Here is a 24,493-nt window from a genome sequence, read left to right as displayed (position 1 = left end):
GCCGCGGCGTACTCCTCACGAGGTAGCGCCGTGAACGACCGTTCCACCGTCGCCGACGAACTCATCCTGAACCCCTTGGCGGTGAGGTAGATGCCGAAGGTGGAAGGGTCGCGGGGTTTCTTCAGGTGCCCGGCGTGGCGGACCAGTGGGAAGCCCTGGTGTGACGTGGCCGCTCGAGGCCCATGGTGGAGGTAAGCACTCACGGAAGGCAGGAAGATGAGCTCAACCACCGCACCGACCGGGGTGATCGGCCGGGATCGGGCACGGAGTCTGTTCGCGCAGACGATGCAGTACGTCGCCGGCACCACCGCACTGTTCGCGCTCGGGGCATACCTCGGCCGCAATCTGCACGGCGTGGTCGGCATCATCGCCTTCATCGCGGCGTTCGGCGCGCTGATCGGCATGCAGTTCGCGGCCCGGCGCTCGGCCGGGACAGCGCTTCTCCTGCTCGGCGCCTTCGGTCTTCTCCTGGGACTCGCGATCGCGCCGACGCTCGCCTACTACGCCTCGGTCGCCCCGAGCGCCTTCTGGCAGGCGGGCGGCGCGACGGCTCTCTTCGTCGCCGGCTTCGGCGCCGCGGGCTGGGCGACGCGCCGCGACCTGACGGTCCTCGCACGGATCGGGACCTGGGCGCTCGTCGGCCTGCTCCTGTTCGGCGTCGTCCTCATCTTCGTCCGGATCCCGAACGGCGCGCTGATCTACTCGGTCCTCGGCCTGGTGATCTTCGCCGGACTGATCGCGTTCGACTTCCAGCGGCTGCGGAGGTCGCGCGACATCGCGTCCGCTCCGCTGATGGCCGCCTCGATCTTCCTGGACATCCTGAACGTGTTCTTGTTCTTCCTGCAGATCTTCTCCCGGTCCAGCCAGTAGGAGCTCACGGCAGCCGGACAGCATCGAGAATCGTCGCGGCGTACTCGACCGGCGCGTCCTCCCAGGCGAAGTGACCGGACTCCAGCACCACGAGCCGGTTGTTCGGCAGGCGCTCAGCCAGGAATTCGGCGTTGGCCAGCGGTACGACGCGGTCGCCGGTGGCACCGATGACAGTCACGCGGGTCGCGATCGCCGGCAGGAGCTCCGCGAGTACGGGAAGCTCTGCGGGATAGCGGCGTACATAGGCCAGCGACTCGTAGAACCGGTCGCCTTTGTACGACGTCAGGTAGTCGGCCCGGATCTCATCCGGTACGTCGCTCGCGTGCGTGTCCATCGCCACGTTGACGACGGTGTGTGGGTCGACCTTCCGGTACTTCTCCAGGTCCGTGTCGAGCACCCACGACTTGAGCGGATCGCCCAGTTGCAGGGGAACCGCCACTCCCCCGGCGCCGACGACCAGACCGGCGAACAACTCGGGATAGTCGGCGGCCGCGAACAGCGCCGCCGCAGTACCGACGTCAGGCGCCACGACGTACGGTCGCCCCAGGTCCAGCTCACCGACCACGCGGCTGAGGAAGCTGCCCATCGCGCGCGGCGACATCAGATCGTCGCGGCGTTCCGACTGGCCGAATCCGGGGAGATCGATCGCGACGAGGCGGGCTGCTTCGGCCAGCGTCGGCCAGATCGGCGCGAACGCATACAGGCTTTCCGGCCAAGGGCTGGTCAGCAGGATCGTCGGGCCGCGCGAGTCTTTGCTGTCGGCGTAGCGGATCCGGAGACCGTCGACAGTACGGAACTGCAGATCAGGAATCATGCTCGTCCATACCTTTCTTGCGCGCGTTCGTCTCGCTCAGCCGAAGGTGAAGGCGTAGGCGTGGACGCCGGGTTGTTGGAAGACGATCTCGAAGGTTCGGTCGACGATGGGTCCGGGCTGACGGAGGAGCTGGTAGACGCCGGGATGATCGAGCAATCCATTGCCCTCGGCATCTACGTCTGCTCCGTGCGAGGTCAGCGGTGGCGACCCGTCGATATGCACCTCGGACGCGACCCCATCGCCGGGTGGCGGTGCCATCACCAGGTTGAGGTCGCGGGCGTGGAAGCGGTAGCTGATCGTTCCCGCGGGGTGATTCAGTGCGACCGACTGCCGGCTGACGGTCCAGTCACCGACCAGTGCCCAATGGTTGAGGTCCAGGATCGACGGCGCGGCGTACTGGTGATCCGCGCGATTGCGAGAAGCGAAGTTCTGCGAGCGGTCGGCGCCCAGGTAGTTCTCCGGCGACCACAGCTCGGCCCAGTCGGCGGCGACCTCGATGCCGCTCGGCTCGACCTGCACCAGGTGCCGGTCGAAACCGCTCGCGCCGCCCTCGGCCAGCAGCCGCTGGATCATCAGCTCCGAGTCGTCGTAGTTGCCCTCACCGAAGTGGTGATGCCGTACGTCGTCCTGCGCGTCGACGAAGTACAACGCCGGCCAGTAATGGTTGTCGAACGCCGACCAGATGTCGTAATCGTTGTCGACCGCGACCGGATACGTCACTCCGAGTGCATCGACCGCAGCGCGCACGTTCGCGAGCTCGTGCTCGAATTCGAACTCGGGTGTATGGACGCCGATCAGGTCGAGGCCGTACGCGGCGTACTTCTCGATCCAGGCGCGGCGGTACGGCAGCGTTCGGAGCCAGTTGACGCACGTGTAGGTCCAGAAATCGATCAGGACGACGCGGCCATTGAGGCGGCTCGGGGAGATCTGTGGTGAGTTGATCCATGAGCTCGCGAGCCCGAGCGCTTCGAGTGGAGCCGGCCTAGTGGGTGCACTTGCCGCGAACGGGCTCAGCCGCGCGAACGCCGTACGCCAATCGTTCATCACGCGCCTCCCCCGCCCGTTCCGAACGCAGTTTCTGGTACAGACCGGCGTGCGCGCGGCATCCCCCATCCCCTCCCGCGCGACGACATCACTCTAACCGCGAGCACAGACCGGCGAAATGGTCCGTTCCGCAGCATCGGCCCCCCGTTCACCGGGTATCACGCTGCGCTCAGGACCGCTGCTCGATCGCGTGCACCGACTTCTTGAACGCGTTCGCGAGGACGCCCTTTCCGACGCTCGCGAACAGTGCGGCGAACACCTTGCCGCGGAAGTTCTTGCCGTCGCGGACGATCGTGTAATGGATATCCGTCGTACCGTCGGCCCGCGGAGTCAGGTCGTAGACGTGACCGGAGCCGCCGCCCCAGACGTTCGAGTCGGTGGTCTTCAGGACGATGTGTCGCGGGTTCGACCAGTCGTAGCTCAGCCGTTCCCAGACACCGTTCGACCCCTCGGTCACATCGGCGTGGTCGACGCCCTTCTCGTGCACCACCAGGTCCTTGTCGGTGCTGTTCCCGAACAGCTCCCTCCGGCCCGGCCCGAAGTCGGTCAGGCCCTCGACGAACTGCTCCGGCGTCGACTTGGTGTTCGCGTGCAACTGGATCGTGGTCATCGCAGATTCTCCTTCAACTGGTTCCTGTCTCTGCCCACCACGATGCCCCTGCGCGCCCCGGTACCGCGTCCGGTGAAGTCACTGGTCCCACCCACGGGCCGGTCACGTGCCTACGGGAAAGCTGTCGGATGCTGCAGCGCCGATGACGGAGTCGCGATGACGAGGCGTATCGCCCGACCGTAGCTCCCTGTGGCGGACAGTGTCTCTGCCGTGAGCGATGCGAACCTGCCGTCCTGGGCCGACACACACTGGTAGACCGCGTGGCCGCCGAGCTCCCCGCTTGGAGCTCATGAAGCTGTACTACGCCTAGCTGGTCACCACCAGTACGGTTCCTGCGGCATGTAGGGAGCTTCGAGGGCCTCAAGTTCCGTGTTGCTGAGGGCAACGTTGAGGGACTTGATTGCCTCGGTGAGGTGGTGGGGCTTGGTGGCGCCGACGATGGGGGCGGCGACGACCGGTTTGGTCAGGAGCCAGGCGATCGCGATCTGTGCCATCGAGACGCCGCGTGCTTCGGCGAGGGTCTGTACGGCGTTCACGATCGGGCCGTCGGCGGGACTGTCGAAGGTTTTCGCGACCTCGTCGACCGCGGACCGGGACGTCTGCGTGCCCCACGGGCGCGTGAGGCGGCCCTTGGCCTGCGGTGAGTACGGGATGCTGCTGACGCCGAGATCGAGGCACATCGGCAGCATCTCGCGTTCCTCTTCGCGTTTGAGCAGGTTGTACTGGTCCTGCATCGACACGAACGGCGTCCACCCGTGCAGCGCCGCGGCATGCTGGAGTTTCGCGAACTGCCAGGCCCACATAGACGACGCGCCGAGATAGCGGACCTTGCCGGCCCGTACGACGTCGTACAGGGCCTCCATCGTTTCCTCGACCGGTGTGTCGGGGTCGAAGCGGTGGATCTGGTAGACATCGATGTAGTCGGTGCCCAGTCGGGTGAGTGAGCCGTCGACCTGTTCGAGGATGGCCTTGCGGGACAGGCCGCTGCCTCCGGGTCCGTCGTGCATCCGTCCGGACACCTTCGTCGCGAGCACGATGTCCTCGCGGCGCGAGTAGCGGGTGATCGCGCGGCCGACGTACTCCTCCGAACTCCCGAGTTGGTAGACGTTGGCCGTGTCCCAGAACGTCACGCCGAGCTCGATCGCCTGCCGGAAGAACGGTTGCGCGGCGTCTTCGTCCAGGGTCCAGCTGTGCAGACCGCGGGTCGGATCGCCGTAGCTCATGCATCCGAGCGCGATCCGGCTGACCTCGAGCCCGGACCGGCCGAGCCTGGTGTACTCCATCGTCAGCCCTGCGCCGGCTGACGGGCGTCGAACGTGGTGGCGGCCCAGCTGGCGAGCAGCTTCATTCCTTCTTCGGACGGTGAATCCGGCTCGGGCGTGTAGGCCGTGAGGGTGAGACCTGAGTCGGCGGTCAGTTCCATCGCTTCGAAGCCGAAGGTGAGTTCGCCGACGGCGGGGTGCCGGAAGTGTTTGACGCCGGTCCGGTGGACCCGTACGTCGTGGGCCGCCCACCGGGTACGGAAGTCGCTGCTGCGGGTGGAGAGTTCGCCGACGAGGGCGCTGAGGTCACGGTCGTGTGGATCGTGGCCGGCGGCGGCTCGCAGCAGCTGGACGCAGGTGTTCGTCGCCTCCTCGAAGTTCGGGAAGAACTCGCGCGCGCTCGGGTCGAGGAAGTGGAACCGGGCCAGGTTCGGCGGGGAGATCTCGCTGGTTCGGGTCGGGCTGTCGAACACCGGCGCGTAGAGCGCTCGACCGAGCAGGTTGGTGCCGAGGATGTCGAGGCGCCCGGTGCGGACGAACGCGGCCGTCGTACTCATCGAATCGAGGATCCGCTGGACGGTGGGCCGGATCTGATGCGTACGGCGGCGGCGCTGACCAACTGGTGCGCTGGGCCGGCCGGAGGCGTTGGCGGCGCGGGCGAGGTCATACAGGTAGATCCGTTCGGCTTCGTCCAGCTGAAGAGCGTCAGCGATTGCATCCAGAACGCTGTCCGAGGCGCCGGCGAGGTTCCCCTTCTCCAGCCGGGTGTAGTAGTCGACCGATACCCCGGCGAGCAGTGCGGCTTCCTCGCGCCTCAGGCCGGGTACGCGGCGATGGCCGCCGTAATGGCTCAGCCCCGCCTGCTCGGGCGTGATCTTCGCGCGCCGGGTCACCAGGAAGTCGCGGGCCTCGCTGCTCTTCTGGTTCACGCCTCCACGGTACGGTGCCCACGCCGTACGAGAGAGGTTCTGCTGGTACCTGGAAGAGCTCGACCTGCCGCACGAACGGCAAGCGCGGTTGTCTCGTTGTCATGACCACCTTGGAGCGCGCACCCAGCCGCGCCGCGGGCACGACCCTCTTCACCGCGCTGCTCGGGTTCTTCCTCGTCACCCTGGACGCGGTCATCGTCAACGTCGCGCTCTCGCAGATCCAGGCCGATGTCGGTGGTGGGATCCAAGGGCTCCAGTGGGTGGTCGACGGGTACACGCTGCTGTTCGCCGCGTTCCTGCTCGCCTCCGGCGCGCTGGTCGACCGGATCGGCGCCAAAGCCTCGTTCGGACTCGGTACGGCGCTGTTCGTGCTCGCGTCCGCGGCCTGCGGGCTCGCCCCGACCCTTCCTCTGCTCGTGCTCTTCCGCTTCGCCCAAGGCACCGGAGCCGCGATCATCATGCCGTCCTCGATGGCACTGATCGCGCTGGCCTATCCCGATCCGCTGCGCAGAGCCCGCGCGGTGGCATGGTGGGCGATGGGTGGCGCTGTCGCGTCATCGGCTGGACCGATCCTGGGCGGTGCGCTGACGTCTGTGAGCTGGCGGCTGATCTTCCTGGTCAACATCCCGTTCGGCCTGGTCGCGCTCTTGCTCCTCACCCGGGCGGCCCCGTCTGGCCGGGCGCGGACTCCGTTTGACTGGCCGGGTCAGGTCGCGGCAGTCGTCGCGATGGCCGCGCTTGTCTTCGCGGCGATCGACGCCGGGCGGGCCGGCTTCACCGATCGCCGCGTGCTCGTCTCCTTGGGTGTTGCGGTTGCGGCGACGGTCGCCTTCGTCAGCGTCCAGCGCCGAGCCGCGCATCCGATGGTGCCACCAACGCTGTTCAGGTCGCGCGTCGTGGTGTCGAGCACGGTCGTCGGCTTCGCCTTCATGATCGGGTACTACGGACTTCCCTTCGTGATGAGTCTGTACCTCCAGCAGCACCGCAACCTCACCGCGCTCGAGACCGGAGTCGCGTTCGTACCGATGATGCTGATCGGCCTCCTCGTCACCCCGATCGGCCCGCGGACCGTCGAGCGATTCGGAGCTCGTCGTGTGATCGCGACCGGTCTGGTCCTCATGACCGTCGGCCTGACGTCTATCGCCGTCGCGCCGGCCGGCACGCCAATCGCCGTACTCGCGGCTCTGATGATCCTCGTCGGGCTCGCCGGGCCGACCGTCATCCCACCGTTGATCGCGATGCTGCTCAACGCCGTACCTGGCGAACGCGCCGGAACTGCGAGCGGTGTGTTCAACACCAGTCGACAGCTTGGCGGGGCTCTCGCTATCGCAGTCTTCGGAGCGCTCCTCGATACACCTGGCGGACTTCAAGCCGGCGTACGCAACAGCCTCCTCGTCGCCGCGGCCGTCGTACTCGCCGCCGCGCTAACGGCAGCCATCTGCCTCTATGAAAGGAAACAGCAGTGACCGACCACTCGAACGAACCCTCCGGTGCCGCGAAGATCTTCGGCGATTTCGCGCCAGGCCTCGTGCACTTCACCGACGACGTACTGTTCGGCGAGGTGTGGAAGCGTACAGAACTCTCGCCGAAGGAACGCAGCCTGGTCACCGTCGCCTGCCTGGCCACCAGCGGCAACACCGACCAACTCGTCTTCCACCTCGCCCTCGCCAAGGCCAACGGCAACACCGAGGAAGAACTCATCGAAGCCCTCACCCACCTGGCCTTCTACGCCGGCTGGCCCAAAGCAATGTCCGCCATGACAGTAGCCAAACAAGTCTTCACCACCTGACCACAACTACTCGGAGTGTGCGGGGTTAGCCTCGTTCTTGTGGACAACGAAGCGGCCAAGGATGTGGTGCGGCGCGGCTATGACGCGGTGTCCGTTCGGTACGACGAGGCGTACGGCAGCGAGACGAAGTACGGCGACTGGTTGGAGGAGATCCTCACTCGGCTGCCCAGGCGCGGCCGGGTGCTCGATCTGGGCTGCGGGTCGGGTGTGCCGGTAGCGCTTGTCCTGGCTGAGGCTGGTCACGAGGTAACCGGGGTCGATATCAGCGAAGTGCAGGTCAGCCGGGCGAGAGCTCGGGTCCCGGCGGCCACCTTCATCCAGGCTGACGCGACCAAGCTGAACTTCCCGGCGGCGTCCTTTGATGCGGTGCTGTCGTTCTATGCACTCATCCACGTTCCGCTCGACGAGCAGGAGGTGCTCCTCCAGCGCGTGGCGGAGTGGCTACGCCCGGGCGGTCTCTTCGTCGCAACTGTCGGCGCCACCGCCTGGACCGGAGCCGAGGAGAACTGGCTCGGTGGTGACGCCCCGATGTGGTGGAGCCAGGCCGACGTATCCACGACCCGAACCTGGATCGAGCACGCCGGTCTCCAGGTGGAGCGAGAGGAATTCGTCCCCGAAGGCGACGGCGGCCACACCCTCCTCTGGACCATCCGAGCTTGACCCGTGTACCCGCTTCAGTTTTGGCCGGGATCGAAGTCGGGGTTGTGTACGTCGACCTCCGCGGACCGGTCCTCATCCGCCCGGATCTGGTCGCGTCGTCGCTCGAGCAGGTCGAGGCTTCGACCTCGCTCGCCGTGGATGCGCTCGTATCCGATCAGCTGCTCCACCTGCTCGATATCAAGCCCACCCATCCGCGACGCCAGCGAAGCGGGCGGCACCACTTCGAAGTCCGGCACCGGTAGGGATCCGTTTCTGCGCGACACGCGACACTCCTTTCGTCTACGACGCGAGGTCCAGCAGCGCAACGTCACGGTGCCCGTGTCGGCCGCGCCAAAACCACCGGGCCGCGTGAGGATTCTTCGTGTCGGGGGCTGGGTACTTGGGGAAGGTCCCGGTCGCGGTTCAACCACCTGCCGTATTCGACCAGGACTGCGACAGGTAGGACGACCCCGTCATGGCATCGAACACCCCAGCCACGATCTCGTCGCGCCGCTCAGAGTCCTCCAGGCTGGAGAAACTCCTCAGAGCAGCCCACGCCGCGCGCGGACACCGGCGTACCGAACTCCTCGACCAGGCGATCGTCGCCGGCGTACCCCTCGCGCGCACCGTCGCCAGCCGGTACCGAGGCCGCGGCGTCGACCCCGAGGACCTCGAGCAGGTCGCGTTCGAGCACCTGGTACGGGCCGTACGCAACTATCGCCCGAGTGCCGGTTCGGACTTCCGGTCGTACGCCGTGCCGACGATTCGCGGCGGCATCCGGCACCACTTCCGCGACCACGCCTGGGCGATCAAACTCCCGCGGCGTCTCCAGGAAGTCCAAGCGCGAGTCAACGCCGTCCAAACCACATTGGCCGGCGACCTGGGCCACTGGCCGACGTACGCCGAACTCGCCGACGCGACCGGTATCGACATCGCCGAGATCACCGAAGCCGAACAGGCCCGTGGCTGTTTTCAACCCACCTCGCTGGATGTCGACCGGGTATCCGGCAGCGGTCCGGTCACTCAGGAGATCGCCGATCCACGCGACACCTACGAGCTGGTCGACCAGGTCCACTCTCTCCGACCGATCGTCGACGGGTTGCCCGAGCGGGATCAGCTGATCCTGCGCAGGCGGTTCGTCGACCACCACACCCAGGCGGAGATCGGCGCTGAGATCGGCGTCAGCCAGATGCAGGTGTCCCGGCTCCTGCACGCGATCATCGGCCGCCTACAGCTCGCCCTTTCCGCCTGACCTTCCCTACCCGGTGGGGGTCGATGTGGTTGTCTCGGGTGCCGGTGGGAGTTCGCGGGTGCTGAGCAGTTCGGCCGCGACGTCCCGCAGCTTGCGGTTCTGGTCCTGCGAGTAGCGACGCAGGACCGAGAACGCTTGATCCGCGGTCAGCTCGTACCTCTCCATCAGGATCCCGGAGGCCTGACCGACCCGTTGCTGGGCCTGCACTGCCTCATGAAGGTTCTCCTCCGAGCGCAAGGTGTCCAGCGCGACGGCGATGTGTGCGGCGAACACCCTCAGGTGGTACGCCGACTGCGCATCCAGCGGCTGACACTCGGAGTGAGCCACGGCCAGGACGCCCAGGGACCGGCGTCGGCGGTCGAGGAGGCAGAAACTGGCCCAACTGCGCCAACCCAGCTCGCCGGCGACCGGACGCCATTGAGGCCAGAGGTCAGTCCGAACAAGGTCGAGACACACCTCCGGCGTCGTGTCTCGGACCGTGTCGAGAGCGGGCCCTTCGTCGAACTCCACCTGGGCGAGGTCTGCTGCTGTCATTGCGGTGCTACTCGCAGCCATCGGTTCGAGAGTTGGTCCCCGCCGCGCCATCACGCTGACGGCGTACCCGGGGAGCAGATCCGGCCCGATAGTGGTTGCAGCCGCCGCGACCTCGGTCGGGCTCGTCAGCTGCGCCAGGTAGCCCGCGATCTCCGCGAAGGCACCGGCAGTGAACTCTGCAGGCATGCCACACTCCCACGATGGGTTACATGCGGCCCGATGCCTGAGCCCCTTCGACTCCAAGAATCTGAGTCATCGACGATCCTACCGTCCCATCGACTGAACCAAACCCGGCGGCCCGGACAGCAGGGACGGCGCGCACGCGGGCGTGATCCCCGCAGTTTTGGGCACCAAACACGGTGAGGAGGTGTACCCGTCATGTCGGACAAGACCAGTCCGGACCAGTCGGATCGGGGCCAACCGTCGCCACAGGACACCGGAACGATGGAAGGACAGGACGCACTCGCGGTCCAGCTGGGCCAGGTCGCGCGCACTCTGCAGGAGACCGACGACTCCGGTGCACTGCTGGCCGAAGCCGTCGTCGCCGCGGTGCACATGGTTCCGGGAGCCGAACACGGATCGATTGCCGATTTCGTCGCGCGAGAGCAGATCGAGCACAAGGCGGCGTCCAGCGATCTTGCCCGTCGCGTCGACCTGTTCATGCAGGAAACCGGCCAAGGGCCGTGCCTGGACGCGGCCTGGGAGCACAAGACCGTCCGTGTTGACGACACGCTCACCGAGCAGCGCTGGCCGAAGTTCGCGGAACGAACCGCCGACGCGGGCATCCGCAGCATGCTCTCGCTCCAGCTGTACGTCGAGGCGGACAACCTCGGCGCCTTGAATCTCTACAGCAGCCGGCCCGGAGCGTTCACCGACGAATCCGAACATGTCGGCCTCCTCGTCGCCGCGCACGCCGCCGTCGCGTACGCCGACGCGCAGCGCCAGGACCAACTCGAGCAGGCGATCGACACCCGCGACCTCATCGGCCGTGCCATCGGCATCACGATGGAGCGCTACAAGGTCTCCGGCAACCGTGCGTTCGCCGTCTTGGCCCGGATCAGTCAGCAGTCCAACCGCAAACTCCGCGACGTCGCCGACGAACTGGTCCGCAGTACGGAGAAGCAGTTCGAGTAGTTCGCGCCTGCGGATCAGCCTTCAGCTCTTGATCGCCGGGGTTGCCCACGCGGCGAGCAGTTGGAGCCGTTCGGCGGATGGTGACTGCGGCTCCGCGGTGTAGACGAGCAGGATCAGGCCTGGTTCGGCGGTGATCGCGAGTTCTTCGTACGCGAGGTTGAGTTCGCCGACGACGGGGTGGTTGAACCGCTTGGTGCCGGTTCCATGGGTGCGGACGTTGTGGTCTGCCCAGAGCTGACGGAACGTCTCGCTGCGGGTGGACAACTCCCCCACGAGGTCCTGGAGACCGCTGTCGTGCGGGTCGCGGCCGGCCTCGGCACGCATGATGCCGACGCACATCTGGGCGAACAGGTCCCAGTCCGGGTAGAAGTCGCGCGAGGCGGGATCGAGGAACTGGAACCGGGCCAGGTTCGGGACCCGGCCGCCGTCTCCGATGACCGGTGAGTAGAAGGCGCGGCCCAGGGCGTTGGTGGCGAGAAGGTTCTGGTGCGGGTCGCGGACGATCGCGACGCCGTCCTTGATCGCGTCGAGTGCCCATTGCAGGCTGAGCCGCGCGACCGCCTTGCCCGGCGTACGGCGGCGCGGCCGGCCCGAGGTCGGTATCCCGTCGGCGGCGCGGGCGAGGTCGAACAGGTGCGCTCGTTCAGTCTCGTCGAGTTGGAGTGCTCGGGCGAGCGCCTCGAGTACGCCGGTGGAGGCGCCGGCGATCTGCCCGCGTTCGAGCCGCGCGTAGTACTCGACGCTCAGCCCGGCGATAGTCGCGACCTCGCTGCGACGCAGGCCGGGCACGCGGCGGGCGCCGGTGACCGGGAGACCGGCCTGATCCGGGGTGATGCGGGCGCGCCGAGTGGTGAGGAACTCGCGCACCTCTTGCCGGTTGTCCACACCATCGACAGTAGACGACCAATGACGGCGTACCGACGCTGAAGGGTGCCCTGGCAGTACACCCATCGACAGTGACTTCTCCCGCCACGCGCCGGGGCGTTGACTCGGAGCGTGGCCCCCGTTCGGCGGGTCTCGATCATGAGGAGAAGCACGCAATGCGTCAGGTAGTCATGCACGGCCCTGGGACCGTCCAGGTCGAGAACCGCGAGGACCCGAAGATCATCGAGCCGACCGACGCGATCATCCGCGTGTCGGCGACCTGCATCTGCGGCAGCGACCTGTGGCCGTACCGCGGCGCCGAGCCCGTCGACCACCAGGTGATGGGACACGAGTACGTCGGCGTCGTCGAGGAGATCGGCGACGAGGTGCGCACCATCAAGGTCGGTGACTTCGTCGTCGGCTCGTTCTGGGCCTCCGACAACACCTGTGAGATCTGCCAGGCCGGGTACCAGGCCTACTGTGTGCACCGCGTCTTGATGGGCACCCTGGGTACGCAGTCCGAACTGGCCCGCATCCCGCTGGCCGACGGCACCCTGGTCGCCACCCCCGCAATGCCCGACCCAGACCTGATCCCATCGCTGCTGGCGGCGTCCGACGTCCTCGGCACCGGCTGGTTCGCCGCCGTGGCCGCCGAGGCCGGCCCGGGCAAGACCGTCGCGGTCGTCGGTGACGGCGCCGTCGGCCTGCTGGGGATCCTGGCCGCGAAGCAGCTCGGCGCCGAGCGGATCATCGCCTTCAGCCGCCACGCCGACCGGCAGGCCCTGGCCACGGAGTTCGGCGCCACCGACATCGTCGAAGAACGAGGAGACGAGGGTGTGGCCCGGGTCAAGGAGCTCACCGGCGGGCTCGGGGCGCACTCGGTCATCGAGGCCGTCGGCACCCAGGAAGCCATGATGCAGGCGATCCGTTCCACCCGTCCGGGAGGCCACGTCGGATTCGTTGGCGTTGCCCACGATGTCGCCATCCCGGGTGACGAGCTGTTCATGGCGGGCGTCCATCTCCACGGCGGCCCGGCACCGGTGCGCCAGTACCTGCCCGAACTGATCCAGCTCATCTGGGACCGCAAGATCAACCCCGGCAAGGTCTTCGACCTCGTCCTCCCCCTGGACCGCGCAGCCGAGGGCTACGAGGCCATGGACCAGCGAACCGCCACCAAGGTCCTCCTCACCGTCTGATCCCGTGCTGAAGTCACCTCGCCAAGCCCGGCTGACGGCCGGGCTGGTTGCGACCGTGGTGTTCCTGACCGCGATCGCTCCCCTGGCCACCGACATGTACGTCCCTGCGTTCCCTCGGGTCGCCGGGGACCTGTCCACCACCGCGACGCAGGTTCAGCTGACGCTCACGACGTTCTTCGTCGGGATGGCGCTCGGCCAGCTGATCGGCGGACCGGTCTCGGACCAGCGCGGCCGGCGCGTCCCGCTCCTCGCGGCGCTCGCGCTAATGACTGTGACCTCGGTCGTCTGCGCGCTCGCACCGACGATCGCGGTGATGACCGTCGCCCGGTTCGTCCAGGGCTTCGCGGGCGGCTGGGCGATGGTCATCGGGCGGGCAGTGATCGTCGACGTGGCTACGGGCGCTCAGCTCGTCCGCGTGCTGAACGTCATCGCCGGCGTCGGCGGCCTCGCACCGATCGTCGGCCCGCTCCTCGGCGGGCTCATCCTGCAACTGTCGCACTGGCGGGTCTCGTTCTGGCTCGTTGCGGTGCTCGGCGTCGCGATGACGTTTGCGACCGTGCTCGCGGTACCTGAAACACTCCCGCGCGAGCGCCGTCACGCCGGCGGCCTTCGCAACTTCTTGGTTGCCGGTCGCACCGTTCTGGGCAACCGGGAGTATGTCGGCTACCTCGTCGTCGCCGGCGCCGCGATGGGTGCGCTGTTCGCGTACGTCGCGACCTCCGCGTTCGTGCTGCAGACGATGAACGGGCTCTCGCCGATCGCCTACTCCATCGACTTCGCGGTCAACGCCTGCGGCATGACAGCCGCAGCGCTGATCGCGGCGCGGCTCGCCGGGCGGGTCTCCACCCGCAAGCTCATCCTGACCGGGCAGATCGCCGCACTCGCCGCGGGCATCGCCTTACTGATCGGCGCCCTGTGGTTCGGTACGCCGCTGCTCCTCGCGCTCGTGTGCTTCTTCGTCCTCATGACCGCCCAAGGCCTGATGATCCCGAACGGCGGCGCGCTCGCGTCGGCCACCGTACCCGATCATCCCGGCACCGGCTCGGCCCTGCAGGGCTTCGTTCAATGGGTCGCGGCAGGGACCATCGCGCCGATCGCCGGCCTCGGCGGCGCCCGCACCGCCGTACCAATGGCCGCCCTCATCACCACCGGCGCGGTCGTTTCCCTGGCCGGTCTGCTCGGAGCCACCAGAGCTCGAAAAGCGCTCGTTGGCTCTGCTGGTCCTCGGTAGTGTGCTGGGCCATGTGGGGTGAAGCGCTACCGCCGACGCCTGGTCAGGTTTGCGATGCGTTCGGGGTGGACGTGGGCGAGTTCCGGGCGCGTGTGGGTGGGTTCGAGGCGGATGCGTTCACGGACGGGCGCTGGTTTGTGAAGTTGTGGCGTCAGGAGCCGGACAGTGATGCGGCGCTGGCGCTCACGGGTGAGTTGGCGGCTCGCGGCGTACCGGTCCCGGCTGCGCAGCGGGCGCTCGACGGCTCGTACACCGGTGAGCACCTCGGCCGGCGCTACGCCTTGTTCCCGTACGTCGAGGGCCGCCAGGCGACGCGCGACGACACCGAAGCGATTGCTCGGGCGATGCGCGCCGTACACGACATCGCAGACCTCGTCCTGCCGCGGACCGCTGTCGACGAGTGGTGCATCGAGGCACTGCGCGACCGGCGCGACCACCCTTGGCTGGGCGATCGCAGCGACGAACTCATGGCCTGCGTCGACCGGCTCGAGGCGGTGATCGAGCGGGCACGCGCGACCGACGTACCGCACGTCGTGTGCCATCACGACCTGTTCCCGCACAACGTCCTCATCGACCGTGACGGTCGCGTCGCAGCCCTGCTCGACTGGGGTCACACGATGCTGGCACCGCGTGAGCACGATCTGTTCGCCGCCTTGTGCGAGCCCGACACCGTTCGCTTTCTCCAGGCGTACGGCGCGGAGGGTCTCGACCTGACCCACCTCGAGTACGCCCGGCTCGCACGCTCGCTGCGCGACCTCGCAGTACGCCTCTGTGAGGAGGTCGACCTGGAGGGAATCAACACGTGGGGCTTCGCCGGCCTCCGCAGAGTCGACGCCGACCTGGACCTGGCCCGCCCGTACTGCGCCCTCTGAAACTCAGCCGACACTCAGGTAGGGACCACCGGGATTACGAAGCGTCACAATCGGGCACCACGCAGTCGAGCGACCCCCGGTTGACTGGCCCCCCACACAGCCGTCCCGGGGGTCGCGGCATTTCTCCCGCCTCGGCGGAGGGTTGCTTGCGGCGGGCAATTAATCCAGCGCCTTGTCCGCTCAGCGGTCGGTTTCGGGTGATGGGGTTGGCGGGCGCGCGAGGGCATCTACTGTGGGATGGTCCCGCCTGGCGGTCTCCTCCACCGGGCAGTTGATCGAGAGAGCCTGGCCGCGCGACCTCTACCCCCCACTGAGCCGTGCACATGCCGCCATCGGTCTGTGCCGCTGCCCGACACCGCCAGGCGGACACCTCGCGCTCGTGCGCGCCGACCCACCTCGTCGGCGCGCGCGACGCCAGTACACGTCACCTTCCACAGTCACGTCAGACCCGGCGTACAGCCTTCAGTAGTTCGGCCTTGGTCATCTTCGACCTGCCTTTGATTCCAAGGCGTTTCGCGTCGGCGTACAGCTCGGACTTGGTCTTCCCACTGTCCGGGCTCCCAGAACCGACGCCCGCCCGGGCCGCGAGGTCCATCGCGCCGGCCACGGCGTGCCGCACGCTGTCCTCCAGCTTGTCCCCTGCCTGCTCCCCGATCGTCCGATCAGACATGCTCCACTCCTCTCCATCCAGTCCCGTCAAAAGCCCCATCCCTCACCTGCTATTCGGCTAGCAGCGACCCGAGCGGTCCGAGGTCGATGTTGAGGTCGGCCGGGCTCAGGTCGAATCGTTCCCGCAGGGTCGTCATCGCCTCGTCCAGGCGCATCAGGCTCAGCCCGAGCGCCTCGGTCTGTGCCGCGCTCAGGTCGCCCTGGTCGATCCGCCGCAGCGCTTGGCGTTCCATCACCTGACGGACCAACTCGACGATCGTCAGCACCAGCTTGAGCAACTCGCGCTCGACGGTGTCGGCGTCGGCTTCGATGCGCTCAGGCAGCGGCAACGCTCGATCCGTCATACTCGCGTCATCTCCTCGCGTACCGACTGGATCACCGCCGACAACTGGATACGCACCAGGTCGACGTCGGCCAGCGAGATCACCACGTCACCGGTAATCACGACGCCCTTGCCGAGCAGCCGGTCGAGCAGGTCCACCAGGCTCGGTTCGGTCCGCACGGCCTCCATGGTCATGGCGTGTCCAGTGCGGCGAACGAGTACGGCGGCCACGGCCCGTTCACCTCGATGTCGAGCGACGGGTACCTGGTCCGCAGTACGTCGACCAGATCGAGGAACTCCGTACGACGCTGATCGTCGACGAGGAACGTCGCGTTCGTGATCATCGCCGCCGACCGCCCGGTCAGTCGTCGGTCCTGTGGCGCGAGCCGACGGGTCGCCGCAGCGACCGGCACGAGGTCCCAGAACAACTGGTCGGCGACCACGGCCTTGTCTGCTGCCGCCTCGCGCTGCTGCTGGATCTGGGTACGGCGCCGCTCCAGGTATGCAACGCCCGCGCCCACCGAGTCCGACCTCGCGGTTGGCGATGCGGGCGTCGAGACCGGACGGTCGTAGACCTTCACGCTCCACTCGCCGCGCCGGTCGATCCGCTCGAGCGCGACCACGAGGTCGTCGTACAGCTCCTCGATCCGGTCGCAGACTGCAGCGTCCGACCGGTAGATCGTGACCAGCCGGAACGGCGCGAGAGCTGTCGTGGACGCGGCCGACCGCCGAACGATCTCGTCGTGCCGCCGTGCCGTTCGCTCCACCCAGTCGAGATTCTCGAGGTTCCTGCGCAGCGCCGACTCGCCGAACTCGGCCAGCCGGACCGTGCTCACGAGCACCGTCAGATCGCGATGCACGATCGCCCGCACCGGGCCACCACCGACACCTTCGAGGTCCGCGATCAGCTGCTCGTCGAGATGCCGGCCGACGGCATAAACGTAGGTCGCTCGGTCAGTCACCGTCACCCTCCAACTCCTCGACCCGCTGCCGCAGCTCGCGGTTCTCGTCCGCCAGGTCCCGCGCGCCGGCCGACAGCATCGGATCCCGGGTCCACCAGTCGATCCCCATCTCCATGGCCTTGTCGGCCGAGACGACGAGCAGGCGAATCTTGATCGTCAGCAACTCGATGTCGAGCAGGTTCACCTGGATGTCGCCGGCGATCACGATGCCTTTGTCGAGGACCCGCTCGAGGATGTCGGCGAGTCCGTCCGGCCGCGAGCTCGTGGGCGGCTGACCGTAGCGGTCCATGGCCGGCCGGCGGGCGGACAGCGTCGGTTCGGTCATAGCGCCTCCCTCAGTCCTCGATGCGCCCGCGGACGTACCGATTCATGCGCCGATAGCTGACCACCTGGCCGCCGTCGTCCACATTCACCTCGTAGACCGCGAGAATGTCTGTTGTCTCCGGGATCCGGTGCGACTCGACCACCTCGACCTGCACGCACCAGCCGTCGTCCCGTTTTTCCACCGCGACAATGCCTTCGGGCACCTGCCCGCTCAGCTGCGCGAGCTCCGCCGCGGCCGACACCGCCACAGTGCGCAGCGAATGCCGCCCCGTGCGTTTCCTGTCCTGCGACGCGCGGGGCGCCTTGTCCGTCGTACTTCGTTCGGACCCGTTCGCCGCCGTACGTCGTGGCGGACTGGTCTTGCGTGGCGTTGCCATCAGAACTCCCCACGCTGCTGGGCGTTGTGGACCAGCAGTCGGTTGAGCAGCTCGTCCTCGAGCGCGGTAGCTGCTTCCTCGTCGATCTCGCCGTTCCGCCGGAGTACGTCGATCTGCTCGAGCTGCTCGCGGATGCGCGCCGGATCGTAGTACTCGCTCTCGGCCTGCCGGCGGATCTGTTCCGCGATCGCAACGGTCGCGCGCACCGGGACCAGCGGCAGGGTCAGGAGACTCGTCATCAAGCCCATGACTGCTCTTCTTCCACGAAGTCGTACGGCGCCGTCGGTCCGACGAGCGTCAGCTCGATCCGGCCGGCGACAACGGTGGCCAGCGCTTCCATCGCGCTCTCGAACTCGTCACGCCGGCTGTCCTCGATCAACAGCGCGACGTCGAGCACACGGCCCGATCCACCGGGGGCCCGGAGGTTGGCAGCAGCGGCGTAGCGTTCGATCCGGGTCAGTAGCGCTTCCTCGTCCTCGGCGCTCTTCACCTCCAGAGCACGGGAAACCAGCTCACCCAGTCGCAGGTTCTCGCTGTACGAGGAGTGCTCCGGCCGCTCGCGCGAGGCGCTACGGAGCCGGGCGATCTCCGGATTCTCTGTCACGATCTCGGCCAGGACCCGCTCCTCGTCGTACCGAGCGCGCACGACGAACTGCGAGCGCCCCGACAGTTCGCCCAGCATGACCGCGAAGCGATCGCACCCCGGCGCGAGCAGCTCGCTCTCGACCGCGTGCCGGTTCTTCAGCACGGCACCGAAGCGAATCGGCACGACCGGACCCTGGGCAGCGACCTCGTCGACCACCCGGCTGTGCGCCATCAGTTCGGCACGACCGGCCACCGAGTGATCGCTCCCGAGCGAACTCACCACGGCGGCAACCTCGCCGTACCGGACCAGCCCGACGGCCTGCTCGGCGACGCCGAGCAGATCCGTCGGTAGGACGGTATCCCCTGCCACGATGCCGTACAGATAGCACGCCTGGTCGAGGTCATTGGGCGTCGTCGTCACCGGTCACTCCTTCGCCGACGAGCCGGCGCCTTCTTCGCGGGGCGCCGGCGTGGCCGCTCTTCCTCGTACTGGTCCTCGTCCTCGCCGTCCCGGCCGCCGGAGTCGTCATCGTCGTCGGAGCCGAGCAGTGCTTCTTTCGCTCCGGAGAGGAGCCCACGCGTCTTCCCCTGTGCGCCGCCTTCGCTCATCTCCTCGATCACCTCCGGCAGGTCCTTGCTCTTCGCCTCGAGATCCAGCCGGTTCGTCGCCTCCGCGAATCGCAGGTACGTGTCCACGCTCGCGACGACGATCCGGGCGTCGATGGTGAGGAGTTCGATGCCGACCAGGGAGACCCGGATGTAGGCGTCGATCACCAGACCCTTGTCGAGGATGCTGTCGATGACGTCCGCCAGACCGCTCGGTGCGGGCCGTTGCAGATAGCCACCAGAGCTACGGGCACTTGTGGTTGCGACGGTCATGGATCCACCTTTCAGATCGCTCGGTCAGCTGGCCCGGCGGTGCAGCCGGGTGGGCTCGTCGTACTCGTCCTCGCCCTCGTCCTCGGGCAGTTCCTCTTCGTCTTCGTCCTCGTACTCGTCGTCGTACTCGTCGGCGTCGTCGTACTCCTCGTCGTCGGCGGGCTCTTCGTCCTCGTCGGCTTCCTCGTCCTCGTCGGCTTCCTCGTCCTCGTCGGCTTCCTCGTCCTCGTCGTCCGCGTACTCGTCGTCGGGCTGGTCACCTTCGTCGGTGTCCTCGTCCTCGTCGTACTCGTCCTCGGCGTCGTCGTACTCGTCTTCATCGGACTCGGCTTCGTCGGCGGGCTCTTCGTCCTCGTCGGCGGGCTCTTCGTCCTCGTCGCCGTAGTCCTCGGACTCCTCACCGTCGTGGGTGTCCTCGTCCTCGTACTCGTCGTCGTACTCTTCCTCGCTGCCCTCCTCGAGCTCGCCATCATGGATCGTCCCGTGCCAGCCCTCGAGTTCCTCGGGGTGCTGGATCACGTGGACCATCACGTGCCGCTGGAAGTGCTTCAGCTCGACGCGGGCCCGGCGGCCCTGGGCGCGCCAGATGTTGCCGACCCGCTCGAACAGCCCTTGCGGGTAGTACTCGAGAACGACCAGGACGCGCGTCAGGTTCGGCGCCAGCTCGTGGAACGTCACCGCGCCGTCGACGTGCCCCTTCTGGCCCTTCGAGCGCCAGACGATCTTGTCCTCCGGCACCTGCTCGAGGATGGACGCTTCCCAGGTCCGGTGCGACCACACGATCTTCGCCTTGAAGTCCAGCGTCTTGTCGGACTTCTGCTCGACTCGCTCCACCTTCTTCATGAAGCCGGAGAAGTCCTGGAACTGCGTCCACTGGTTGTAGACGACATCGATCGGTACGCCGACGTCGATCGACTCGATGATGGTCGTCGCCTTGAGCGGGTTCTGCTTGCCACCGCCCCCGGACCCACCGCCGGAGCCGCCGCCCAACGCCTCGACCGCCTTGTCCTTCGCGCCCAGCACGCCGCCCTTCAACGCGCCGAGCAGGGGCGATCCGCCGGTTGCCGCAGCCTTTCCGCCTTCGGCCAGTACCTTCCCCGCGACGCCACCGTTCTGCGCCACATCGGTCAGCCGCTCGGTCAAGTCGGAGATCTTGTCGCCGGCGACTTCGACGCCGTGCTCAGCGACCGCGGAGAGCGCGTCCTGCAACTCCTCCTTCAGGCGGTCGAGCGGAAGCTCGTCGAGAATCGTCTGGAGCATGCTCGGTACCTCGGTACGCGATCGGTCAGCCATCGTCGATCACCCACGTCCCCGGGTCGAAGACCTGCTGGTGCTCTTCTTCGCCGCGGTCTTCTTCGCAGTCGTCTTCTTGGCGGTCTTCTTCGCAGCGGTCTTGCGCGGCGGCGCCGACGTCTTGGCAGCGCTCTTCTTCGCCGCCGGCTTCTTGGCCGCGGCCTTCTTCGCCGGGGCGGAGCTCTTCTTCGCGGGCGGCTTCTTGGCCGTCGACCTCCGAGCGCCGGAGCCGGACTCGCCGTCCGAGCCCGACTCGCTGCCCGAGTTCGAGGCCCGGCGCGATCGCGAGCCACCGTTCGCGCGCGAGGACTCACGCCCGCTCCGCGCGGAGCCCCGCCCGTTGCGTCCGGAGTCCCGCCCATTGCGCGCGGACTCGCGTCCGTTCGCGGCCGTCTCCCGGCCGCCCGAGCCGGTACGCCGCGAGCGACGGGAACCGTCACTCGACGAGTCGTCCTCAGCCTCGTCGCCAGCCTCGTCGCCGCTGTCCTCGCTGTCCTGGCTCTCCGCCTGACCGTTCGATCGGCCGCCACGACGCCCGTGCAGACGACGCCGCCGCGGGCGCTCCTCGGCCTCGCCGTCCTCGCCGTCGTCGCCGTCGTCGCCGTCGTCGCCGTCGTCGTCGGAGCTGCTGTCCAAGTTCGCAGGAGACAGCATCCGGTCGGTACGGTCCCGGATCGAGTCGCTGACCCGGTTCAGCCGGTTGCTGGCGGCCGCGACGGCGGCCTCGCGCCCGGCGGTAGCCAGCTTGCCACGCACCTGGTCGGACAACTTGGCCAGCTCGGGGTTCTGCTCGACCACCGTCGCGAGTTGTTGCACGATCGCCCGCGGGTCGGTGGCGATGCGTTTCCCGGCCAGCAGTCCGCCGACGGTGATCGCCAATTTGAGTTTCTTGGTGCGGCCGAGAAGGTAGCCGCTGGCAATCGCCGCCGCCACCTTTGTGCTGGTGTTCATGAATTCTCCTACGGAAGTAATTACGCCATCCTCGAGTGATCTCCAAGAATGGTGTCGCGCGAGTCAGGTCATTGCGTCAGGGCGTTGATCCGACGCAGAATCGTCAGGCTCGGATAGGTCTCGTCCCGGACCTTGTGCAGCAGCAGCTGCACATAGACCCCGACCTCGTCCGGCCGGAGCATGGACTCGATCAGGTCGAGCATCGAGATCGACGGAAAACGATCCTCGGCCACCTTGTCGAGCAATGCGTCCAGCAGAAGCTCGCGGGGCTCGGGCGGTGTACGCGTAGTTGGCATGGTCACTCCAGAATCAACTCATTCGTTGATGTCGGGCGCCCGGTCAGCGATCAGAAATACCGACGTACCGATGCCCACGAAAGCCTCCTGACGTTTTCTCCCCGAGCCGAACATTGACTTCCCAACGCGGTACCCGGCGCCAACCGCATGAAACGGCACTACTTTCGGGCTATCGGCGGTCGCTTTACGCGTCGGTTCAGCCAAGCGATCGATTCAAACAATCGGCAGCCCCGCAAACGCGTCGGCGGGTGCGGCAGAATTGCCGCACCCGCCGATGTGAACCGCCGTCGCTATTCCTTGACGGCGTCCTTCGCCTTCTCGCCGGCCTGCTTCAGGTCGGCCTTCGTCTGCTCCGTCCGGCCCTTGGCCTCGAGGTCCCGGTTGCCGGTCGCCTCGCCGGTCACCTTCTTGACCCCGCCCTTCGCCGCCTCAGCAGCATGCTTCGCCTTACGCTTCACATTCATTGGCCTCTCCCTTCGCGCGTTGCGCACGATCAACACCATCCCGGTGCCCCCACCCAGCCGATCCATACCGCCGAACTCAGACGAGGCGGCAGGACCCCGCGGTTGATGCGTCGCGCGGCACCACATCGCAGATTCCTGCTGTGGGTCGCGGATTCCCGCTCACGATGTGGGCGGGGCGGATCGGTGGTTGGCGTGGGATGCAGGCTGGCCGGATGGCGTCGTTGTTGCTGGTTCTGGATCTGGCCGGGGTGCTCGTGTTCGCGATCTCCGGTGCGTTGCTCGCCGTACGTCGGAGGCTGGACATCGTCGGCCTGGTGGCGCTGGCCTCGCTGACCGCACTGGGTGGCGGCTGGATCCGCGACGTACTGATCGGGGCGATGCCTTCGGGCTGGGCCTGTTCTGCGTCGCCGGGGCGCTCAAGGCACTGGAGTACGGGCTCGGTCCCCTGCCTGCCATCGCGCTCGGCATCGTGACCGCGGTCGGCGGCGGAGTCCTCCGCGATGTCGTCGCGCTGCGTGTCCCCGCGGTCTTCGGTCCGGGCGAGCTCTACGCGATCCCGGCCGCGGCCGGCGCGGCCCTCGCCGTCGTTGGTCACGAACTCGGCCTACCGTCCGCCGCCGTCGCCACGGTCGCCGCCTCCGTCGCCATCGTCTGGCGATTGCTCGCCCGCACCCGCGGCTGGCACGCCCCCGTCCCAGCGCTCTGAAGCGCGAGGCGCTGACGGACCGTTCGCGGGTTAGGGTCCTGGGGGTGCAGCAGAGTCGCAGGGTTGTGTTGAAGGAGTCGGCGTCGAGCCGGGAGGTACTGGCGCTTGCGGCGGCGTTCCGGTGGGACTTTGTCGGAGAGCAACTGCCTGATCCGGATCGCGGCGTCGGTTACAGCGCGACCTGGACCGGCGCGGACGGGACCACCCTGCATTACCTCGAGGACCAGGTGTCCGGCTTCAGGTACGTCGTACTGCAGTCGCCGGCGAGTCGGGTGTTGGAGGCGCTCCTCGAGACGCTCGACGAGACGGAGTACGTCTGGGGACTGGACGAGCTGGTTGAAGAGTTCGACGCGGCGGACAACCCCAAGGAACTGGCGACGGCCGTCCTGAGGCTCGGAGCCGGCGCGCCGGACGAGTACACCGCCGAGATCGCGAGCCGGATCAGCGGCGCGCTCGCGCATGCGGATCCGTCAGTCCGGGATCACGCGCTCTGGGCTGTTGCTTACAGCAGCTACCCCGCGTACCTGCCCGCGTTGCGCCAGTTGGCGGAGGAAGATCCCGAGCTGCGCGAGCGTGCGCTGGCGACCGTCACCGCCATCACCGCGCAAGGCACGTAGTACTGGTCCCGAGGTGCCGCCCAGCGACGGCACCCCGGGAGTCGGTCAGATGGGCAGCGGGTCGTAGTTGGCACCGAAGGGCGCGTCCGGGCGAGCGAACTCCCCCATCAGTGCGCGCCGCAGAGGCGTGGTGCGCTCGAGGAACTCGGGGTCGTTGTTGAGACGGTCGGCGGCCCGGACCCACGGCGGGCTGTAGACGTAGTGAGTTGTGTAGCGGTCGTAATCGCCGTCGTGGCGGAAGGTGCGATGCCAGACGCCGTTGTGGAACACCAGCGCAGACCCGGCCTCGGCGCACACGACGTGGCCGATCGAAATGTCGCCTTTGGACTGACGGATCTCATCAGGTAAAGCGACTCGCGAGCGGTGGCTGCCGGGAATCAGTTCCATGTTGCCCATACCGGGAACGGTCTGGTCGGTGAGCAGGTACGAGACGCGGAGCTGCAGCAGCGGGACCGGGTATCCCAGCTCCTTGAAGTCGAAGGCGGACGATCCGTCCTGGTGCCAACCGCCGTTCCCGCCGTGCGCCGGCTGCATCGTGTTCCAGCCGGCCTGCAGCACGAACCGGTCGCCGAGCAGACCCTGCACCTTCGGCAGGACGTCCGGGTGATCGATCAGCCGCTCGAGAACCGGCTCGCTTTCGTAGGTACGGCCGATCTGCCCGAACTCGCGGTCGCGGCTCTGGTGCAGTCGCTGCGAAACGTCGTACGCCTCGGCAGCCTCTTGTTTGGTCAAGACATTGGGGATCAGGAAATACCCCCACGACTCGAAGATGAAGCGGTCAGTCTCGGTGAGCTGACCTTTGTCGACGACGGGATCGAGCATCACGCTGTCCTTTTCTTCAGGGAGATGAAAACGACTTCTCAGAGCTGTGCCGGAGCGGGGGGCGGCCCCGAACCCCGGGGCGGCGCCAGCCACCCCGCACGCGCGGGCAGGGGCTTGGGGGGGTTTATGCATGTCTAGAGTGGTCCATCCGAGAGCGGCCCTCGCCGACCCCCGCGAGCGGTCTCC

At 67.5% G+C, this 24,493-nt stretch carries 35 protein-coding genes; 12 read left to right on the top strand and 23 right to left on the bottom strand.

The features are described 5' to 3' along the window. Positions 1 to 216: 216 nt before the first annotated feature. Positions 217 to 870, top strand: a complete 654-nt coding sequence (locus tag ACWGID_RS19345; protein ID WP_452198322.1) for a Bax inhibitor-1/YccA family protein — start codon at positions 217 to 219, stop codon at positions 868 to 870. 4 nt (positions 871 to 874) lie between these two features. On the opposite strand, the gene ACWGID_RS19340 is transcribed toward ACWGID_RS19345, so the two are convergent. The 5 genes from ACWGID_RS19340 to ACWGID_RS19320 form a co-directional block, all read right to left on the bottom strand. After that, positions 875 to 1,684 carry an alpha/beta fold hydrolase gene (locus ACWGID_RS19340; protein WP_452198320.1) on the bottom strand — a complete coding sequence of 270 codons (810 nt, stop codon included), beginning with the start codon at positions 1,682 to 1,684 and terminating at the stop codon, positions 875 to 877. A gap of 36 nt (positions 1,685 to 1,720) precedes the next feature. Continuing rightward, positions 1,721 to 2,728 carry a redoxin domain-containing protein gene (locus ACWGID_RS19335; protein WP_452198318.1) on the bottom strand — a complete coding sequence of 336 codons (1,008 nt, stop codon included), beginning with the start codon at positions 2,726 to 2,728 and terminating at the stop codon, positions 1,721 to 1,723. A 169-nt stretch (positions 2,729 to 2,897) separates the two neighbouring features. Then, a complete protein-coding gene (locus ACWGID_RS19330) occupies positions 2,898 to 3,338 on the bottom strand; it encodes a hypothetical protein (RefSeq protein WP_452198316.1) in 441 nt (146 codons plus the stop codon). 314 nt (positions 3,339 to 3,652) lie between these two features. Beyond that, positions 3,653 to 4,621, bottom strand: a complete 969-nt coding sequence (locus ACWGID_RS19325) for an aldo/keto reductase (protein ID WP_452198314.1) — start codon at positions 4,619 to 4,621, stop codon at positions 3,653 to 3,655. A 2-nt stretch (positions 4,622 to 4,623) separates the two neighbouring features. Then, complete coding sequence (locus ACWGID_RS19320; protein ID WP_452198312.1) at positions 4,624 to 5,529, bottom strand: helix-turn-helix transcriptional regulator; 906 nt, start codon at positions 5,527 to 5,529, stop codon at positions 4,624 to 4,626. Positions 5,530 to 5,630: 101 nt separating this feature from the next. Between ACWGID_RS19320 and ACWGID_RS19315 the strand changes: the two genes are divergently transcribed. Genes ACWGID_RS19315 through ACWGID_RS19305 form a run of 3 tightly spaced genes read left to right on the top strand, consistent with a single transcriptional unit; the run spans position 5,631 to position 7,978 of the window. Then, positions 5,631 to 6,995 (top strand): MFS transporter, encoded by a 1,365-nt coding sequence (locus ACWGID_RS19315; protein ID WP_452198311.1) that lies wholly within the window; start codon positions 5,631 to 5,633, stop codon positions 6,993 to 6,995. Then, positions 6,992 to 7,318: a carboxymuconolactone decarboxylase family protein gene (locus tag ACWGID_RS19310; RefSeq protein WP_452198309.1), complete on the top strand. Its 327-nt coding sequence runs from the start codon at positions 6,992 to 6,994 to the stop codon at positions 7,316 to 7,318. The genes ACWGID_RS19315 and ACWGID_RS19310 overlap by 4 nt, the downstream gene beginning before the upstream one ends. A 39-nt stretch (positions 7,319 to 7,357) precedes the next feature. Continuing rightward, entirely contained in the window at positions 7,358 to 7,978 is a 621-nt protein-coding gene (locus ACWGID_RS19305; RefSeq protein ID WP_452198307.1) for a methyltransferase domain-containing protein, read from the top strand. A 14-nt stretch (positions 7,979 to 7,992) separates the two neighbouring features. Here the strand turns inward: ACWGID_RS19305 and ACWGID_RS19300 are convergent, their stop codons facing one another. Next, positions 7,993 to 8,241, bottom strand: a complete 249-nt coding sequence (locus ACWGID_RS19300; protein ID WP_452198305.1) for a hypothetical protein — start codon at positions 8,239 to 8,241, stop codon at positions 7,993 to 7,995. Positions 8,242 to 8,432: 191 nt separating this feature from the next. Between ACWGID_RS19300 and ACWGID_RS19295 the strand changes: the two genes are divergently transcribed. Further along, positions 8,433 to 9,209 carry a sigma-70 family RNA polymerase sigma factor gene (locus ACWGID_RS19295; RefSeq protein ID WP_452198303.1) on the top strand — a complete coding sequence of 259 codons (777 nt, stop codon included), beginning with the start codon at positions 8,433 to 8,435 and terminating at the stop codon, positions 9,207 to 9,209. A 6-nt stretch (positions 9,210 to 9,215) separates the two neighbouring features. Here ACWGID_RS19295 and ACWGID_RS19290 read toward each other — a convergent pair whose 3' ends face one another. Further along, complete coding sequence (locus tag ACWGID_RS19290) at positions 9,216 to 9,929, bottom strand: ANTAR domain-containing protein (protein ID WP_452198301.1); 714 nt, start codon at positions 9,927 to 9,929, stop codon at positions 9,216 to 9,218. A gap of 192 nt (positions 9,930 to 10,121) precedes the next feature. Between ACWGID_RS19290 and ACWGID_RS19285 the strand changes: the two genes are divergently transcribed. Next, a complete protein-coding gene (locus ACWGID_RS19285; RefSeq protein WP_452198299.1) occupies positions 10,122 to 10,877 on the top strand; it encodes a GAF and ANTAR domain-containing protein in 756 nt (251 codons plus the stop codon). A gap of 21 nt (positions 10,878 to 10,898) precedes the next feature. Here ACWGID_RS19285 and ACWGID_RS19280 read toward each other — a convergent pair whose 3' ends face one another. After that, positions 10,899 to 11,762, bottom strand: coding sequence for a helix-turn-helix transcriptional regulator (locus ACWGID_RS19280; RefSeq protein WP_452198297.1), 864 nt, complete (start codon positions 11,760 to 11,762; stop codon positions 10,899 to 10,901). A 155-nt stretch (positions 11,763 to 11,917) separates the two neighbouring features. On the opposite strand from ACWGID_RS19280, the gene ACWGID_RS19275 reads away from it, so the two are divergent. Genes ACWGID_RS19275 through ACWGID_RS19265 form a run of 3 tightly spaced genes read left to right on the top strand, consistent with a single transcriptional unit; the run spans position 11,918 to position 15,040 of the window. Continuing rightward, positions 11,918 to 12,937, top strand: coding sequence for a zinc-dependent alcohol dehydrogenase family protein (locus ACWGID_RS19275; RefSeq protein ID WP_452198296.1), 1,020 nt, complete (start codon positions 11,918 to 11,920; stop codon positions 12,935 to 12,937). Positions 12,938 to 12,941: 4 nt separating this feature from the next. Next, positions 12,942 to 14,168 carry a multidrug effflux MFS transporter gene (locus tag ACWGID_RS19270; protein ID WP_452198294.1) on the top strand — a complete coding sequence of 409 codons (1,227 nt, stop codon included), beginning with the start codon at positions 12,942 to 12,944 and terminating at the stop codon, positions 14,166 to 14,168. Between the two features lie 11 nt (positions 14,169 to 14,179). Further along, on the top strand, positions 14,180 to 15,040 hold the full coding sequence (locus tag ACWGID_RS19265) for a phosphotransferase enzyme family protein (protein ID WP_452198292.1): 861 nt from the start codon (positions 14,180 to 14,182) through the stop codon (positions 15,038 to 15,040). 442 nt (positions 15,041 to 15,482) lie between these two features. Here the strand turns inward: ACWGID_RS19265 and ACWGID_RS19260 are convergent, their stop codons facing one another. The 14 genes from ACWGID_RS19260 to ACWGID_RS19195 all read right to left on the bottom strand — a co-directional run bounded on the left by ACWGID_RS19260 (position 15,483) and on the right by ACWGID_RS19195 (position 22,162). Next, positions 15,483 to 15,710 carry a Rho termination factor N-terminal domain-containing protein gene (locus tag ACWGID_RS19260; protein ID WP_452198290.1) on the bottom strand — a complete coding sequence of 76 codons (228 nt, stop codon included), beginning with the start codon at positions 15,708 to 15,710 and terminating at the stop codon, positions 15,483 to 15,485. A 49-nt stretch (positions 15,711 to 15,759) separates the two neighbouring features. Then, the gene (locus tag ACWGID_RS19255; protein ID WP_452198288.1) at positions 15,760 to 16,053 is read right to left on the bottom strand and encodes a gas vesicle protein K; all 294 of its coding nucleotides are present in this window, start codon (positions 16,051 to 16,053) and stop codon (positions 15,760 to 15,762) included. Then, positions 16,050 to 16,226: a gas vesicle protein gene (locus tag ACWGID_RS19250; protein ID WP_452198287.1), complete on the bottom strand. Its 177-nt coding sequence runs from the start codon at positions 16,224 to 16,226 to the stop codon at positions 16,050 to 16,052. The genes ACWGID_RS19255 and ACWGID_RS19250 overlap by 4 nt, the downstream gene beginning before the upstream one ends. Beyond that, the gene (locus ACWGID_RS19245; protein WP_452198285.1) at positions 16,223 to 16,999 is read right to left on the bottom strand and encodes a GvpL/GvpF family gas vesicle protein; all 777 of its coding nucleotides are present in this window, start codon (positions 16,997 to 16,999) and stop codon (positions 16,223 to 16,225) included. Before ACWGID_RS19245 ends, ACWGID_RS19250 begins: the two co-directional genes overlap by 4 nt. Continuing rightward, positions 16,986 to 17,318 carry a gas vesicle protein gene (locus tag ACWGID_RS19240; protein WP_452198283.1) on the bottom strand — a complete coding sequence of 111 codons (333 nt, stop codon included), beginning with the start codon at positions 17,316 to 17,318 and terminating at the stop codon, positions 16,986 to 16,988. The genes ACWGID_RS19245 and ACWGID_RS19240 overlap by 14 nt, the downstream gene beginning before the upstream one ends. A 10-nt stretch (positions 17,319 to 17,328) precedes the next feature. Further along, on the bottom strand, positions 17,329 to 17,694 hold the full coding sequence (locus ACWGID_RS19235) for a gas vesicle protein GvpO (protein ID WP_452198282.1): 366 nt from the start codon (positions 17,692 to 17,694) through the stop codon (positions 17,329 to 17,331). Continuing rightward, positions 17,694 to 17,933, bottom strand: coding sequence for a gas vesicle protein GvpG (locus ACWGID_RS19230; protein WP_452198280.1), 240 nt, complete (start codon positions 17,931 to 17,933; stop codon positions 17,694 to 17,696). Before ACWGID_RS19230 ends, ACWGID_RS19235 begins: the two co-directional genes overlap by 1 nt. Further along, entirely contained in the window at positions 17,933 to 18,700 is a 768-nt protein-coding gene (locus ACWGID_RS19225) for a GvpL/GvpF family gas vesicle protein (RefSeq protein WP_452198278.1), read from the bottom strand. The genes ACWGID_RS19230 and ACWGID_RS19225 overlap by 1 nt, the downstream gene beginning before the upstream one ends. Beyond that, positions 18,697 to 19,158 (bottom strand): gas vesicle protein GvpJ, encoded by a 462-nt coding sequence (gene gvpJ / locus ACWGID_RS19220; RefSeq protein WP_452198276.1) that lies wholly within the window; start codon positions 19,156 to 19,158, stop codon positions 18,697 to 18,699. Before gvpJ ends, ACWGID_RS19225 begins: the two co-directional genes overlap by 4 nt. A gap of 24 nt (positions 19,159 to 19,182) precedes the next feature. Further along, positions 19,183 to 20,451, bottom strand: coding sequence for an SRPBCC family protein (locus ACWGID_RS19215; RefSeq protein ID WP_452198274.1), 1,269 nt, complete (start codon positions 20,449 to 20,451; stop codon positions 19,183 to 19,185). Positions 20,452 to 20,457: 6 nt separating this feature from the next. After that, positions 20,458 to 21,402: a hypothetical protein gene (locus tag ACWGID_RS19210; RefSeq protein ID WP_452198272.1), complete on the bottom strand. Its 945-nt coding sequence runs from the start codon at positions 21,400 to 21,402 to the stop codon at positions 20,458 to 20,460. A 68-nt stretch (positions 21,403 to 21,470) separates the two neighbouring features. Then, the gene (locus ACWGID_RS19205) at positions 21,471 to 21,698 is read right to left on the bottom strand and encodes a hypothetical protein (protein ID WP_452198270.1); all 228 of its coding nucleotides are present in this window, start codon (positions 21,696 to 21,698) and stop codon (positions 21,471 to 21,473) included. A gap of 18 nt (positions 21,699 to 21,716) precedes the next feature. Further along, a complete protein-coding gene (locus ACWGID_RS19200; RefSeq protein ID WP_452198268.1) occupies positions 21,717 to 21,902 on the bottom strand; it encodes a hypothetical protein in 186 nt (61 codons plus the stop codon). A gap of 86 nt (positions 21,903 to 21,988) precedes the next feature. Further along, on the bottom strand, positions 21,989 to 22,162 hold the full coding sequence (locus ACWGID_RS19195) for a CsbD family protein (protein ID WP_452198266.1): 174 nt from the start codon (positions 22,160 to 22,162) through the stop codon (positions 21,989 to 21,991). A gap of 212 nt (positions 22,163 to 22,374) precedes the next feature. On the opposite strand from ACWGID_RS19195, the gene ACWGID_RS19190 reads away from it, so the two are divergent. From ACWGID_RS19190 to ACWGID_RS19180, 3 genes are read left to right on the top strand one after another with little or no spacing between them, the layout of a single operon-like run. Continuing rightward, positions 22,375 to 22,635: a trimeric intracellular cation channel family protein gene (locus tag ACWGID_RS19190; RefSeq protein ID WP_452198264.1), complete on the top strand. Its 261-nt coding sequence runs from the start codon at positions 22,375 to 22,377 to the stop codon at positions 22,633 to 22,635. Beyond that, complete coding sequence (locus ACWGID_RS19185) at positions 22,632 to 22,868, top strand: TRIC cation channel family protein (protein ID WP_452198262.1); 237 nt, start codon at positions 22,632 to 22,634, stop codon at positions 22,866 to 22,868. Before ACWGID_RS19190 ends, ACWGID_RS19185 begins: the two co-directional genes overlap by 4 nt. 44 nt (positions 22,869 to 22,912) lie before the next feature. Next, the gene (locus ACWGID_RS19180) at positions 22,913 to 23,485 is read left to right on the top strand and encodes a HEAT repeat domain-containing protein (protein WP_452198260.1); all 573 of its coding nucleotides are present in this window, start codon (positions 22,913 to 22,915) and stop codon (positions 23,483 to 23,485) included. A 45-nt stretch (positions 23,486 to 23,530) separates the two neighbouring features. Here ACWGID_RS19180 and ACWGID_RS19175 read toward each other — a convergent pair whose 3' ends face one another. Then, positions 23,531 to 24,307, bottom strand: coding sequence for a phytanoyl-CoA dioxygenase family protein (locus tag ACWGID_RS19175; protein WP_452198258.1), 777 nt, complete (start codon positions 24,305 to 24,307; stop codon positions 23,531 to 23,533). Positions 24,308 to 24,493: the final 186 nt, after the last annotated feature.

This window comes from Kribbella sp. NPDC054772, assembly GCF_053611945.1.
Note: the sequence above shows the minus strand (reverse complement) of the source record. Positions and strands in the feature narration are given on the sequence as shown.